Origin of the sequence: Streptomyces alboniger (assembly GCF_008704395.1) — a bacterium.
Taxonomy (GTDB): domain Bacteria; phylum Actinomycetota; class Actinomycetes; order Streptomycetales; family Streptomycetaceae; genus Streptomyces; species Streptomyces alboniger.
Genome location: NZ_CP023695.1, coordinates 5,305,735 through 5,318,680 on the forward strand (window position 1 = coordinate 5,305,735; position 12,946 = coordinate 5,318,680).

General features: G+C 69.9%; 14 protein-coding genes. 5 read left to right on the top strand and 9 right to left on the bottom strand.

Annotation, left to right across the window (positions count from 1 at the left end):
* Positions 1 to 21: 21 nt before the first annotated feature.
* The gene (locus tag CP975_RS23820; protein ID WP_150477323.1) at positions 22 to 780 is read right to left on the bottom strand and encodes an SDR family oxidoreductase; all 759 of its coding nucleotides are present in this window, start codon (positions 778 to 780) and stop codon (positions 22 to 24) included.
* Positions 781 to 875: 95 nt separating this feature from the next.
* Between CP975_RS23820 and CP975_RS23825 the strand changes: the two genes are divergently transcribed.
* Together CP975_RS23825 and CP975_RS23830 are read left to right on the top strand one after the other, a co-directional pair.
* Positions 876 to 1,493 (top strand): TetR/AcrR family transcriptional regulator, encoded by a 618-nt coding sequence (locus CP975_RS23825; protein ID WP_055533614.1) that lies wholly within the window; start codon positions 876 to 878, stop codon positions 1,491 to 1,493.
* Between the two features lie 341 nt (positions 1,494 to 1,834).
* Positions 1,835 to 3,301: a sensor histidine kinase gene (locus CP975_RS23830; protein ID WP_055533612.1), complete on the top strand. Its 1,467-nt coding sequence runs from the start codon at positions 1,835 to 1,837 to the stop codon at positions 3,299 to 3,301.
* A gap of 188 nt (positions 3,302 to 3,489) precedes the next feature.
* Here the strand turns inward: CP975_RS23830 and CP975_RS23835 are convergent, their stop codons facing one another.
* Positions 3,490 to 3,747 carry a WhiB family transcriptional regulator gene (locus CP975_RS23835; RefSeq protein WP_016639615.1) on the bottom strand — a complete coding sequence of 86 codons (258 nt, stop codon included), beginning with the start codon at positions 3,745 to 3,747 and terminating at the stop codon, positions 3,490 to 3,492.
* A gap of 317 nt (positions 3,748 to 4,064) precedes the next feature.
* Positions 4,065 to 5,033, bottom strand: coding sequence for a diacylglycerol/lipid kinase family protein (locus CP975_RS23840; RefSeq protein WP_055533610.1), 969 nt, complete (start codon positions 5,031 to 5,033; stop codon positions 4,065 to 4,067).
* Between the two features lie 103 nt (positions 5,034 to 5,136).
* Between CP975_RS23840 and CP975_RS23845 the strand changes: the two genes are divergently transcribed.
* Positions 5,137 to 5,595 carry a hypothetical protein gene (locus CP975_RS23845; protein ID WP_055533608.1) on the top strand — a complete coding sequence of 153 codons (459 nt, stop codon included), beginning with the start codon at positions 5,137 to 5,139 and terminating at the stop codon, positions 5,593 to 5,595.
* Between the two features lie 4 nt (positions 5,596 to 5,599).
* Here CP975_RS23845 and CP975_RS23850 read toward each other — a convergent pair whose 3' ends face one another.
* The 3 genes from CP975_RS23850 to CP975_RS23860 form a co-directional block, all read right to left on the bottom strand.
* A complete protein-coding gene (locus CP975_RS23850) occupies positions 5,600 to 6,610 on the bottom strand; it encodes an RNA polymerase sigma factor SigF (RefSeq protein WP_420712241.1) in 1,011 nt (336 codons plus the stop codon).
* A 17-nt stretch (positions 6,611 to 6,627) separates the two neighbouring features.
* Complete coding sequence (locus CP975_RS23855) at positions 6,628 to 7,041, bottom strand: ATP-binding protein (protein ID WP_030780840.1); 414 nt, start codon at positions 7,039 to 7,041, stop codon at positions 6,628 to 6,630.
* A gap of 247 nt (positions 7,042 to 7,288) precedes the next feature.
* Complete coding sequence (locus CP975_RS23860) at positions 7,289 to 7,549, bottom strand: UBP-type zinc finger domain-containing protein (protein WP_030780837.1); 261 nt, start codon at positions 7,547 to 7,549, stop codon at positions 7,289 to 7,291.
* A 46-nt stretch (positions 7,550 to 7,595) separates the two neighbouring features.
* Between CP975_RS23860 and CP975_RS23865 the strand changes: the two genes are divergently transcribed.
* Positions 7,596 to 9,257: a Na+/H+ antiporter gene (locus CP975_RS23865; RefSeq protein ID WP_055533606.1), complete on the top strand. Its 1,662-nt coding sequence runs from the start codon at positions 7,596 to 7,598 to the stop codon at positions 9,255 to 9,257.
* On the opposite strand, the gene CP975_RS23870 is transcribed toward CP975_RS23865, so the two are convergent.
* From CP975_RS23870 to CP975_RS23880, 3 genes are all read right to left on the bottom strand, one after another.
* The gene (locus CP975_RS23870) at positions 9,236 to 10,180 is read right to left on the bottom strand and encodes a 1-aminocyclopropane-1-carboxylate deaminase/D-cysteine desulfhydrase (protein ID WP_055533604.1); all 945 of its coding nucleotides are present in this window, start codon (positions 10,178 to 10,180) and stop codon (positions 9,236 to 9,238) included. The genes CP975_RS23865 and CP975_RS23870 overlap by 22 nt on opposite strands.
* A gap of 96 nt (positions 10,181 to 10,276) precedes the next feature.
* A complete protein-coding gene (locus tag CP975_RS23875; protein WP_055533602.1) occupies positions 10,277 to 10,867 on the bottom strand; it encodes an N-acetylmuramoyl-L-alanine amidase in 591 nt (196 codons plus the stop codon).
* 138 nt (positions 10,868 to 11,005) lie between these two features.
* Positions 11,006 to 11,242 carry a hypothetical protein gene (locus CP975_RS23880; RefSeq protein ID WP_055533600.1) on the bottom strand — a complete coding sequence of 79 codons (237 nt, stop codon included), beginning with the start codon at positions 11,240 to 11,242 and terminating at the stop codon, positions 11,006 to 11,008.
* 249 nt (positions 11,243 to 11,491) lie between these two features.
* Between CP975_RS23880 and CP975_RS23885 the strand changes: the two genes are divergently transcribed.
* Complete coding sequence (locus tag CP975_RS23885) at positions 11,492 to 12,898, top strand: family 2B encapsulin nanocompartment shell protein (RefSeq protein ID WP_055533598.1); 1,407 nt, start codon at positions 11,492 to 11,494, stop codon at positions 12,896 to 12,898.
* Positions 12,899 to 12,946: the final 48 nt, after the last annotated feature.

The following is a 12,946-nucleotide window of genomic DNA, read 5'->3' on the forward strand; positions in this document are numbered from 1 at the left end:
CCCGTCAGCGCGGCGCTCCCCTCAGAGCCCCAGCGCCGAGCCTCCCGTCGCGTCGATGTACTGACCCGTGATCCACCGTGCGTCGTCCGACGCGACGAAGGAGACGATGTCCGCCACGTCGGCGGGCTGTCCTATGCGGTTGAAGGCCGAATACCCGGCCATCTCCGTCCGCTGGTCCCCGGGTGCGCCGTCCATCATTTCCGTCTCGATGATTCCCGGCGCCACCGCGTTGACCGTGATCCCGCGCGGGCCCAGCTCCTGGGCCAGGGTGTGGGTCAGGACGTTCACCGCACCCTTCGTCATCGAGTACGCGATGGTGATCGGGAAGGCGATGCGGGTGACGCCGGAGGAGATGTTGATGATCCGGCCGCCGTCGCGCAGCCGGTCAAGGCCGTGCTGCACGATGAAGAAGGGTGCCTTGGTGTTGACGGCGAACACACGGTCGTAATCCGCCTCCTGTACTTCTCCCACCCTGCTGTACAGCCCGATGCCCGCGTTGTTCACCAGGATGTCCAGGCCGTCCGCGTGCCGGTCGAACTCCGCCCAGAGCGCCTCGGCGTCACCGGGCACACCCAGCTCCGCGCCGATCATGAACACCGAGCCGCCCGCCTCCTCGATGGCGGTCACCGTCTCCTTCGCGGCCGTCTCATTGCTGCCGTAGTGCACGCCGACCCGCGCCCCGTCCCGCCCGAGCCGCTCGGCGATGCCCCGCCCGATGCCCCGACTACCTCCCGTGACCAGTGCCGTCTTGCCCGCAAGCCTGCCCGTGGATGCACCCATGCCGGACGCCCCCTCTTTCTCTAGTGGTCGCTACAGAAAAAAAACCGTACCCGACTCCGAGCCGTTTTTCTAGCGCCCGCTATACAATTCACTCCATGGCGACGAAACAGCGCGGACGCCCCCGCTCCTTCGACCGCGAGACGGCCCTGGAGCAGGCGGTCCGCACCTTCTGGGAGCACGGGTACGAGGGCACCTCCGTCTCCGACCTGACGCGCGTGATGGGGATCGGAGCGCCCAGCCTCTACGCCGCGTTCGGCGACAAGCGGACCCTCTTCGACGAAGTCGTCGTGCGGTACGGGGTCACGCACGGCGCCTTCGGCGGGCGCGCCTTCGACGAGGAGCCCACCGCGCGCGGCGCCGTGGCGCGGCTGCTGCGGGAAGCCGCGGCCGAGTTCACCGACCCGGGCCACCCCCGGGGCTGCCTGGTCATCACCGCGGCCACCAACTGCACGACGCCGGAGGTGGAGGAGTCCCTGCGCGCTCGGCGCAACGCCAACGTGGCGGGCATCGAGTCCCGCATCGCCGCGGCGGTCGCGACGGGCGAGTTGCCGGCGGACACCGACCCCGCGGCCCTCGCCCGGTTCGTGGCAGCGGTCTTCCAGGGCATGTCCCAGCAGGCCAGGGACGGCGCCACCAGGGAGGATCTGGAAGCGGTGGCCGATCTCGCCATGTCGGCGTGGCCGCGGGGTTCCGTAGCGGAGAATGGAGCCTGACGGCCGGACGGAACCACGCCCGCGCCGCCCCGACAAAGATCTGCCGACGCATAGACATGACAGAATGGTCTAGTCCACAATGCGTGGGTAAAGCCTCCGCTCTTCCCGCACAGGAGAGCGGACCGAGGACCCGACGCTCTCTGCCCTGACCGCGTCGGATCCTCCCGGTCGGCCGGCCAGTACCGCACATTCTGGCGGCTGACGCACCTGAAGGGCTGCGGTGCCGTGGGCGGGTTGAGGGTCCCGCCCTGGCGCCGCGGCTCGTCGGGAGTCCGCGCGGTCGAGGAATCTCCCGGGCGGGCCGGCCGTAAGCGACAGGTACGCTCGCTCACGTGCCCTCCATGAACGACCTCGTACGCCAGCACACCGCCCTCGGCGACTCCGACCTCGAGTGGCTGCATCTGCTGGTCTCGGAGTGGCAGCTGCTCTCCGACCTCTCCTTCGCCGACCTCGTGCTCTGGGTCCCCACGCGCGACGGCACCCGCTATGTCTCCGTGGCGCAGATGCGGCCCAACACCGGCCCCACCTCCTACCAGGACGACATGGTCGGCCACCTCGTGCCCCGCGGCCGCCGCCCCCTCCTGGACGCGGCGCTGGACGAGGGCCGCATCGTGCGCGAGGGCGACCCGGAGTGGCGTGAGGAGGTCCCGGTGCGCGTCGAGTCCATTCCCGTACGCAGGGAAGGACGCGTCCTGGGAGTGATCGCCCGCAACACCAACCTGCTCACCGTGCGTACCCCCTCGCGGCTCGAACTGACCTACCTCCAGTCGGCGTCCGACCTGGCGCAGATGATCGCCGCCGGGTCGTTCCCCTTCCCGGGGCAGCAGGTCGACATGGACGCCTCCCCGCGCGTGGGGGACGGTCTGCTCAGGCTCGACGCCGACGGCATCGTCCAGTACGCGTCACCGAACGCGCTCTCCGCGTACCACCGGCTGGGCCTCGCGTCCGACCTGGTCGGCCACCACCTCGGCAGGGCCACGGCCGAACTCGCACCGTCCCGCGGCCCGGTGGACGAGGCCCTGGCCAAGGTCGCGAGCGGCTGGGCGCCGCGCGAGTTCGAGATCGAGGGCGGCGACGGCGTGATCCAGCTGCGCGCTATCCCGCTCAAGCCCAAGGGGCCGCGCATCGGTTCTCTCGTACTCCTTCGTGACGTCACCGAACTCCGCCGCCGCGAGCGCGAGTTGATCACCAAGGACGCCACCATCCGGGAGATCCACCACCGGGTGAAGAACAACCTCCAGACGGTCGCCGCGCTGCTGCGACTCCAGGCCCGGCGCATCGACTCCGCCAAGGGCAGGGAGGCGCTGGAGGAGGCGGTGCGGCGCGTGGGCTCCATCGCCATCGTCCACGAGACGCTTTCTCAGAACCTCGACGAGCGCGTGGAGTTCGACGAGATCGCCGACCGGGTCCTCGCGATGGTCGCCGAGATCTCGCCCGGCAAGGTCACCGGCCGGCGCACCGGACGCTTCGGCATCCTCGACGCCGAGGTGGCGACGCCCCTCTCGATGGTCCTCACGGAGATCTTGCAGAACGCCCTGGAGCACGGCTTCCGCGAAGGGGACACCGGCACGGTCGAGGTCTCCGCGGTGCGCGGCGGCACGACCAAGGACGCGCGGCTGCTGATCACCGTCCAGGATGACGGCATCGGTCTGCCCGAGGGCTTCGACCCGCATCGCTCCGGCAATCTGGGCCTGCAAATCGTGCGCACCCTCGTGGAGGGGGAGCTGGGCGGCACCTTCGACATGGTCCGCGCCCCGGAGCGCGGCACCCAGGTGATCCTCGACGTGCCCCTCAGCGGCGCCAAGTAGACGCCAAGCAGACGACCGGCAGATCGCGAGCCGCAGAGCACAGCAGTGAGCCCCGGACCGATGTGGTCCGGGGCTCACTGCTCACGTTGCGATGCGCATCGGGGGTACTGCGCGGCTGCGGCTCGGGGGCGGGAGATGCGTACTCGCTGTACGCGCCGCCAAGCTCAGGCTCGTAGGGGGCGTGGGCGTCAGGCGCTGGCCTGGCGTGCACGGTTGCGAGCGGCGCGGCGCTTCATTGCGCGGCGCTCGTCCTCGCTGAGGCCACCCCAGACGCCGGAGTCCTGGCCGGACTCGAGCGCCCACTGCAGGCACTGCTCCATGACGGGGCAGCGGCGGCAGACGGCCTTGGCTTCCTCGATCTGCAGCAGCGCAGGACCGGTGTTGCCGATGGGGAAGAAGAGCTCGGGGTCTTCCTCGCGGCAAACGGCGTTGTGACGCCAGTCCATGGCTGCTACCTCTCCTTGGTATTACATGCAGGTTGCTTGTGAATGTGAACGCTTTCACGAATCCCTCGACGCGGGAAGGGCCGACGCCCAGTCGCCTGGTGTGGACCTTGTGGTGGAGGAGGGGTTCTGGCTCTCTGTGGGGCCGATGTTGCGGGCCGTCCCGATCGCCATGTAGAGATTCGCAAACCTCGGCGGCGGATACAACCCCTTCAGGAAAGTTTTTTTTGATTCCTCAGTGTCGGCTGGGTCACAGCCGTACTTCCATGGGGTGGACCCTGGTCTAAACGTTCGAGTGAAAGGACTTTGGGCCCTTCCACTCACACAATCACACGCAGTGCACGGCGAACGCCTGTGAACGTCACGCTCGTCCGCAGCCCCAGGTGGTCACCGTCCATCTGGAGGGGGAGAGGGACCTTGGAATGCAAGGTGAAGTCCGTGAGGTCGTGGAGCGTGACCGCGTGCTTACCGTGCGGTCCGCGCTCCGGCGTGGAGGTCAGGAGCTGCGTGCCGTAACGGGCCACCGCGGCCGTCGAGAGCTTCTTCAGACCGAGCACGTCCAGACCCGTGTCGAAGGAGGCCCGCGGCGATGCGTACAGGGGGCGATTGCCCAGGTAGGAGTAGGGAGAGGTGTTGCAGACTATCGACATCACCAGGTCCGTCACCGGGTCCTCGCCCGGCCGCTCCACGGTGATCATGCCGCGCCGCCGGTGGGGCTCGTCGAGGAACTGGCGGAGCACCTGGCGCACATAGAGGGCGTGCGTCGAGCGCCTGCCGAGCTCCCGCTGCTGCTCGACCCTGCCGACCACGCCCCCGTCGAAGCCGAGGCCGGCACAGAACGTGAACCAGCGCGAAGGCACCGCCTCGTCCTCCGTGCCCGGCGTGCCGCCCGCGAGGCCGAGGCCCACCGTGCGCTCGCTGCCCTCGCGCAGGGCGTCCAGCAGGGCGCCGGTGGCCTCCACGGCGTCGTTCGGCAGCCCCAGGGCGCGCGCGAAGACATTGGTGGAGCCGCCGGGGACGACGGCGAGGCGCGGGAGGCGGTCCGGGTCGGGGCCGTGGTGCAGCAGGCCGTTGACCACTTCGTTGACCGTGCCGTCGCCACCCAGGGCGACGACCAGCTCGATGTCCTTGCTCTCCGCGGCCTGCCGGCCCAGGTCTCTGGCGTGCCCGCGGTACTCCGTGGTGACCGCCTCGAGCTTCATCTCGCTCGCCAGCGCGTGGACCAGTACGTCACGCGTACGCGCACTGGTGGTGGTTGCCGCCGGGTTGACCACGAGAAGTGCACGCATGCGCAGCAGACTACCTAGGGGTCTTTACCTGGCCTAGACCGAGGTGCCGCGGCGGCCGGGGCCGAGGTGCCGGGGGGCGTGTACGCGGAGCTACCCTGCTGGAGTGAGCACTGAGCGGAAATCCACCCCCGAAGCCCCGGAGCCGCCCGTCTCGGGCCCGCGTCCCGGGCGGCTGACCGCCGCCGCGGCCCTGTGCGCGCTGGAGGGTCTCGCCCTGCTCGCCGGGGGTGTGTACATGCTCGTGATGGGTCTCGCGGGTACGCCCGACAATCCGCGGCAGGCCGAGACCGGCGGCATCACGCTGATCGTCCTCGCGCTGCTCCCGCTGCTGGCCGCGCGCGGGCTGATGAAGCTGCGCCGGTGGAGCCGCGGCCCCGCGATCATCACGCAGATCATGGCGTTGCCGGTGGCCTGGCAGCTGTTGCAGGCCGACAGCGCGGCGATCCCGGCCGGGATCGTCCTCGCGATCGTGGCCGTCGCGTCGCTGGTGCTTCTGATCAATCCCGCGACGACCGAGGCCCTCGGTATCCGGGGCCCCGGCAACGTACAGGACCAGAAGTAGGCCGCTACTCCTCCACCAGCAACTTCTCCCGCAGCTGCGCCAGCGTGCGGGCGAGCAGGCGCGAGACGTGCATCTGGGAGATGCCGACCTCCTGCGCGATCTGCGACTGGGTCATGTTGGCGAAGAAGCGCAGGAGCAGAATGCGCTTCTCGCGCGGGGGAAGGTCCTCGAGGAGTGGCTTGAGGGATTCGCGGTACTCGACGCCCTCCAGGGCCTCGTCCTCGGCGCCCAGGGTGTCCGCGACGGCCGGGGACTCGTCGTCCGTGTCCGGGACGTCCAGGGACAGCGTGGAGTAGGCGTTGGCCGACTCCAGGCCCTCCAGGACCTCCTCTTCGGAGATGGCCAGCTTCTCGGCGAGTTCGTGCACGGTGGGGGAGCGGCCGTGCAGCTGGGACAGCTCGGCCGTGGCCGTCGTCAGCGCGAGACGCAGCTCCTGGAGACGCCGCGGGACGCGGACCGCCCACCCCTTGTCGCGGAAGTGCCGCTTGATCTCGCCTACGACCGTCGGTGTCGCGTACGTGGAGAACTCCACGCCGCGCTCCGGGTCGAAGCGGTCCACGGACTTGATCAGACCGATCGTGGCGACCTGGGTGAGGTCGTCCAGGGGCTCGCCGCGGTTGCGGAAGCGGCGGGCCAGGTGCTCGACGAGCGGCAGGTGCATGCGGACCAGCTGGTTGCGCAGCTCCGCGTACTCCGGACTGCCGTCGCTCAGGGTGCGCAGCTCGATGAACATCGCGCGTGCGCCGCTGCGGTCCCGTGGATCGTGTCGGCTGTGCTCGTGCTCGCTCATGTTTCCCGCCCGTCGCCCGCCGCCCCGGCCGGAGAGCTGCTTGAGCTCGTCCTTGGCGGTCGGCTCTGCCTGCTCCGACACATCGGCCACCGACAGAGGACCCGGCTGCCCCAGGTCCTCCGGGTGAGGTTTGGCCTGCTGCTCGGGGATCCCGGTGGCCATTCGGCGCACCCCCTCCCTGCCGTCGGCGGGCAGACCCTGTGTGCCGCGCTCTTCGTCCCGCACCGGCCCGTCCCCGTTCCTCACGCCGGCCCGGGTCCCGCGCCGCGCTTCTTGTAGAGGCTGATCGAGACGGTGTTGTCCTCGGCGACGGTGGAGTCCACCTGGCCCGCGAGGGCCGACAGCACAGTCCAGGCGAAGGTGTCCCGCTCCGGGGCCCGGCCGTCGGTCGTGGGCGCCGAGACCGTCACCTCCAACGAGTCGTCGACGAGCCGGAAGACACAGCTGAGCACGGAGCCCGGCACGGCCTGCTGGAGGAGGATCGCGCAGGCCTCGTCGACCGCGATGCGGAGGTCCTCGATCTCGTCGAGAGTGAAGTCCAAACGCGCCGCGAGGCCGGCCGTCGCCGTCCGCAGCACCGACAGGTAGGCACCCGCAGCCGGAAGGCGGACCTCCACGAAGTCCTGATTCCCGGGCTCGCCTGCGATCTGGGACACCCTCACCTCCAAGGTGGTACAAGCACTTTCGGGGCTCCAGAACCGCCGTCCAGCGGCGGTCCGGACTGCGTCACACGGGTAACGCACCACGTAGTTCTGCGGTGACGCTACCGCGCTCCCCAGCTCCGTGTCCCGGGGACCCCGTCCCGTTGCTGTCACTCATAGTAAGCATATGAGTACGCACAGTGGCTAGGGGTTTCGCAGGCCCAATTGGAAAGAACGGGCGTCGGGTTGACGTACCCAGGCGTCAGACGATCGAACCGTCGACAAAGCACCAACGCCAGCTCTCGCCCGGCTCGAAGGTCCTCATCACTGCGTGTGAGGTTTCCTTGAAGTGTGCCGTCGCGTGCTGGAAGGGCGAGGAGTCGCAGCAGCCCACGTGACCGCACTCCAGACACAGCCGCAGCTGGACCGGGTGGCTGCCGGCCGCCAGGCACTCAAGGCACGTTTCGCTCAGCGGGGCCACCTCGGGGTGCGGCAGTGTCGCGACGTGCGGGCACTCGTTCATGATTGCCAGGTTACGACGGCGACGCGGAAGGCGGAGGGGTCTGCCGATGGATGTACTGCCCCTGGTGGCACTGATCGCGGCGAGTGCCGTGGTGGCGGGGGCCGCGCGCAGGACCGCCGTCCCGGCTCCGCTGCTCCTGGTCGGGGCGGGGCTCATCGCCTCGTACGTCCCCGGCGTGCCCGACTACCACCTCGATCCGCACATCGTGCTGCCGCTGATCCTGCCTCCCCTGCTGCACACCGCCGCCCTGGAGAGCTCCTATCTGGACCTGCGCGCCAACATCAGGCCCGTGGCGCTGCTCTCGGTCGGCTACGTCCTTTTCGCGACGCTCGCCGTCGGCTGGCTCGCGTATCTGCTGATCCCCGATCTGCCGCTGACCGCCGCGCTCGTGCTCGGCGCCGTGATCGCGCCCCCGGACGCGGTCGCGGCCACCGCCATCGCGCGCAGGGTAGGGCTGCCCTCGCGGATCACCACGATCCTCCAGGGCGAGTCCCTGGTGAACGACGCGACCGCGATCACCGCCTTCAAGGTGGCCCTCGCGGCGGCGGTCGGGGAGGGCGCGAGCTGGGCGGGCGGTGTCCAGGAGTTCCTTGTGGCGGCGGTCGGCGGGGTCGGCGTCGGGCTGCTCCTCATGGTGCCGATCCACTGGCTGCGCACCCACCTCAAGGAGGCGATGCTGCAGAACACGCTGTCGCTGCTCATCCCCTTCGTCGCGTACGCCGCCGCGGAGCAGGTGCATGCCTCCGGAGTGCTCGCCGTGGTCGTCGTCGCCCTCTATCTGGGCCACCGCTCCTGGCAGGTCGACTTCGAGACGCGGCTTCAGGAGGCCGCGGTGTGGAAGGTCGTCGCGTTCATCCTGGAGTCGGCGGTCTTCGCGCTCATCGGGCTGCAACTGCCCGTCGTGCTCAAGGGGCTCGGTGAGTACAGCGTCGGACAGGCGGCCTGGTACGCCGCCGGGGTCTTCGTCTTCGTCGTCGTGGCGCGGTTCGCGTGGTCCTACCCGGCCACTTATCTGCCGCGTGCGGTGTCGGCGCGGATCAGGAGGCGTGAGGGGCGTGAGGGGCGCGAGGGGAACGACAGGGACGTCGGGAGCGTCGGGGACACGGATGGCACGGACGGCACGGACTGGCGCGGGCCGCTGATCGTCAGCTGGGCGGGGATGCGGGGCGTGGTGTCGCTGGCGATCGCCTTCTCGATCCCGCTCGCCATGGAGGACGGGGGGCCCTTCCCCGCCCGCAATCTTGTCTTGTTTCTTACCTTCACCACGGTCATCGGCACGCTCGTCGTGCAAGGGCTCTCGCTGCCGTGGCTGATCCGTGTCCTGAAACTGCCGGGCCGGGACGCGCAGGCGCAGACGCTCGCCGAGGCGCAGGCGCAGAACGCCGCCTCACAGGCCGCGGAGGCCCGGCTGGAGGAACTCACGCGGGACGAGCGCAATCGCCTCCCACAACCCCTCCAGGACCGTCTGAGCACCGTCCTGGAACGGCGCCGCAACTCCGTGTGGGAACGGCTTGGTCAGTCCAACCCCGTGACGGGGGAGTCCGCGGACGACACCTACCGGCGGCTGGCGCGCGAGGCGATCGCCGCGGAGCGCGAGGTGTTCGTGAGGATGCGGGACGAACGGCGCATCGACGACGAGATGATGCGGACGCTGCTGCGCAAGCTGGACCTGGAGGAGGCGGCCGCCTACCGGGAGGTCGAGGACTGAGCCGGGGCCCCGCCGGCGCCGGTGATCACCGCGGTGAGGCGGGTGCCGGGCCGGAAGGCGCCCTCTTCGGAGAGGGCGGTCAGGGCGTAGAGCAGCTTGGCGACGTAGAGGTGCTCTACGGAGAGGGCGGTTTCCGCGCCGTGGCGGCGCTCGAAGTCCTCGGCGAAGGCGATGAGTTCGGGCGGCGTACGGGCGTAGCCACCGCAGTGGAAGCGCTCGTCCAGACGCCAGTTGGCGGTCGGCCCGCCGAACGTGTCGCGTTGCAGGGCCCGTATGTCCGGGCCCAGGAAGCCACCCTTGAGGACCGGTATGCCCAAGGCCTGCCGCTCCGGGCCGAGTCCCGCGGCGAGACCCGCGAGCGTGCCACCGGTGCCGCAGGCCACGGCCGCCACGTCGGTGTGCTCGCGCAGCTCCTCGCCGAGAGCCGTGCAGCCCTGCACGGCCAGGGCGTTGCTGCCGCCCTCGGGGATCACGTACGCGCTCTCCGCCCCCGCCTCGCGCAGGATGGCCGCCAAGGTCCCGGGCTCGCTCTTCGCGCGGTATGTCGATCTGTCGATGAAATGCAGACGCATGCCGTCGGTCGCACAGCGGGTCAGGGACGGGTTGAGGGGGCGCCCGGCGAGTTCGTCGCCGCGCACGACACCGACGGTGGCGAAGCCGAGGAGGCGGCCCGCGGCTGCGGTGGCCCGAAGATGGTTGGAGTAGGCCCCGCCGAAGGTGAGCAAGGTGTCATGGCCCGCGTCCGCAGCGGCCCGCAGGTTCAGGACGAGCTTGCGGTACTTGTTGCCCGGCAGATCCGGGTGGATCAGGTCGTCCCGTTTGAGGAAGAGACGCACGCCGTGGCGGTCGAAACGGTCGTCCGCTACGCGCTGCAACGGCGACGGGAGCCGGGGGCGCAGACCGTCGGGCGGGGTGGGGTGCACCCCGCCATTGTCCCCCGCGGCACGCCGTGCGGCAGAGGTCGGCTCGGTGGAGGAGTCCCGCGCCGGCTCCTCCGGAGTCAGCTGGCTCCTCCGGAGTTACTTGAGGCGTTCCTCGACGCGCTCCCGCATCTCGTCCATGGTGAACCCGCGCGGGTCGACCTTGCCCGGCTGCCACTCCAGGTGGCCGATCACCGAGCGTTCCGTCCAGCCGTGGACGCGGCAGATCGCGGCCGAGACCCTCTCGATGGTGTCCAGCTGGGCGTCCGGCCAAGGGTCCTCGCCGTCGCCGAGGTTCTCGCACTCGAAGCCGTAGAAGTGGCGGTTGCCGTCGGTGTTCGACTCGTTGTCCGGAGGCAGGCGCTTCTCGGCGATGACCGCCCGCAGTACCTCGTCGTCACCGAGGCCCGCGTGGTTGGCGCGGCCGTAGCCGACGAGGTGGACGCAGCCGTCCTTGGTGATGACGCCGTGGCAGAGCGGGCCGGGCAGCGAGGGGTGGCCATCACGGCAGATCTCCACCGTGCGCTCGCTGCCCGAGGTGGCGGTGTGGTGGATCATCACGCCGTGTACGGGGCCCCAGGGCCCCTTGTGGTTGCGGTTGTGGTGCTTCCAGTCGCCGACTTCGACGACGGTCACGCCTTCGTCCTTCAGGGCGTCCAAGAAGCGATCCGCGGACATGGGTGGGGCCATGACCGCCTCCTTTGCGGGGCGCGACGGCCGCCGGTGCGAACCGCCTCGTATGCCCTGCTTGTACCGGAACCCCGGTGCCCGGACCAGCTGTTCGGAATCGATCCGAGGCCTGTTCGGGCACCGTGCGAGCCGATCCGGTCAGGTGCCGTGCAAGAAGGCGTCGCCGTGCGTCGCGACGTGGGACTCCACGGCCTCCAGTGCCTGCTGGGTGGCCTGCGGGGAGCCGGTGCCCCGGCGCTCCGCGTAGTACGCGGCGCCGAGCTTCTTCAGGAGGGCGTCGCCCGCGCGCTTCTCCTGGACCTCGTCGAGCTTCTGCTTGCCTTGCGTGAGGCCCCGCTGCGCCTGCTCTTTGGCGCGATCCAGGAAGCCTGCCATTGCTGTCTCCTGCCGGTTGAAGCCAAGGGTGCGGGCTGTGCCGCCCCGCAAAGTCTTCAACGGAAGCCTTGATCCCGCAGTTCCCGGCGCTCATGCGGGCGAGCCGACGAGGCCGAACGGGTGGAAACGCCCTCCCTGCCCCGCGTAAGCGTGATCTATTCCCGCTCGTTTGTGTAATGGCGCCGCCACGTTCCGTGCTGGAAAGCTGGCGGTTGCAGATCACCGCAGGTACTCGGGAGGGCACACGCAATGTCGGTAGGCGAAGAGATCCGGGCGGACTCGGAGAAGCCGCAGCAGAGCCTCGGCACATCAGCCGCACGGAATCTGGCCACCACCACCAAGTCGGCACCGCAGATGCAGGAGATCAGCTCGCGCTGGCTGCTGCGGATGCTGCCCTGGGTGCAGGTGCAGGGCGGCACGTACCGGGTGAACCGGAGGATGAGCTACTCGGTCGGGGACGGCCGGGTGACCTTCGTGAAGACGGGTGACCAGGTGGAGGTCATCCCGGCGGAGCTCGGCGAGCTGCCGGCGCTGCGCGACTTCGACGACCAGGAGGTGCTGGCGGAGCTGGCGCGGCGCTGCCGGCAGCGGGAGTTCGCGGCGGGCGAGATCCTGACCTCCTTCGGCAGTCAGGCCGACGAGGTCTTCCTGCTCGCGCACGGCCGGGTGGAGAAGGTCGGCACGGGCCCCTACGGCGGCGACGCGGTGCTGGGGACGCTCGCCGACGGCTCCTACTTCGGGGAGTCGGCGCTCCTCGACCCCGAGGCCATCTGGGAGTACACGGCACGCGCGGTGACCGACTGTACGGTCCTGACGCTGCCGAGGCAGGACCTCGATCAGGTCGCCGAGCGCAGCGAATCTCTGCGCGGCCACCTCCATCGGCTGCGGTCCATCCCGGCGCAGCGCACCAACAAGTACGGCGAGGCGGCCATCGACCTCTCGGCCGGGCACGTCGGTGAGGCGGTGCTGCCGGGCACCTTCGTGGACTACGAATCGTCGCCGCGCGAGTACGAGTTGAGCGTCGCCCAGACGGTTCTGCGCGTCCACACGCGCGTGGCCGACCTCTACAACCAGCCGATGAACCAGACGGAGCAGCAGCTGCGGCTCACCGTCGAGGCGCTCAAGGAGCGCCAGGAGCACGAGCTGATCAACAACCGCGAGTTCGGGCTCCTGAACAACTGCGAGTACGACCAGCGGATCCAGCCGCACGAGGGCGTGCCCAGCCCCGACGACATGGACGAACTGCTCAGCCGCAGGCGCGGATCGAAGCTCTTCCTCGCCCACCCGCGCGCGATCTCCGCGTTCGGCCGCGAGCTCAACAAGCGCGGACTCGTCCCCGAGACCATCGACATGGGCGGCAACAGGATCCCGACCTGGCGCGGCGTCCCGATCTTCCCGTGCAACAAGATCCCGGTGACCGAGGCCCGCACGACGTCCATCATCTGTATGCGTACGGGCGAGGAGGAGCAGGGGGTCGTCGGCCTGCGGCAGAGCGGCATCCCGGACGAGATCGAACCGAGCCTGTCCGTGCGGTTCATGGGCATCAGCGAGCAGGCGATCATCTCGTACCTGGTGTCGACCTACTACTCCGCGGCCGTCCTGGTGCCGGACGCGCTCGGAGTGCTGGAGAACGTCGAGATCGGCCGCTGGACGTGACCGCCGGACCGTGTCCGTGGCCGCGGCGCGGGGTACACCCCTTCCGTA

What these genes read in the sequence shown, in the direction of transcription:
- CP975_RS23875 (WP_055533602.1), bottom strand. Translation starts at nt 10,867, where the DNA reads ATGGCCCCACCCATGTCCGCGGATCGCTTCTTGGACGCCCTGAAGGAC.
- CP975_RS23830 (WP_055533612.1), top strand. Translation starts at nt 1,835, where the DNA reads ATGAACGACCTCGTACGCCAGCACACCGCCCTCGGCGACTCCGACCTC.
- CP975_RS23885 (WP_055533598.1), top strand. Translation starts at nt 11,492, where the DNA reads ATGTCGGTAGGCGAAGAGATCCGGGCGGACTCGGAGAAGCCGCAGCAG.
- CP975_RS23840 (WP_055533610.1), bottom strand. Translation starts at nt 5,033, where the DNA reads ATGCGTGCACTTCTCGTGGTCAACCCGGCGGCAACCACCACCAGTGCG.
- CP975_RS23825 (WP_055533614.1), top strand. Translation starts at nt 876, where the DNA reads ATGGCGACGAAACAGCGCGGACGCCCCCGCTCCTTCGACCGCGAGACG.
- CP975_RS23835 (WP_016639615.1), bottom strand. Translation starts at nt 3,747, where the DNA reads ATGGACTGGCGTCACAACGCCGTTTGCCGCGAGGAAGACCCCGAGCTC.
- CP975_RS23820 (WP_150477323.1), bottom strand. Translation starts at nt 780, where the DNA reads ATGGGTGCATCCACGGGCAGGCTTGCGGGCAAGACGGCACTGGTCACG.
- CP975_RS23860 (WP_030780837.1), bottom strand. Translation starts at nt 7,549, where the DNA reads ATGAACGAGTGCCCGCACGTCGCGACACTGCCGCACCCCGAGGTGGCC.
- CP975_RS23880 (WP_055533600.1), bottom strand. Translation starts at nt 11,242, where the DNA reads ATGGCAGGCTTCCTGGATCGCGCCAAAGAGCAGGCGCAGCGGGGCCTC.
- CP975_RS23865 (WP_055533606.1), top strand. Translation starts at nt 7,596, where the DNA reads ATGGATGTACTGCCCCTGGTGGCACTGATCGCGGCGAGTGCCGTGGTG.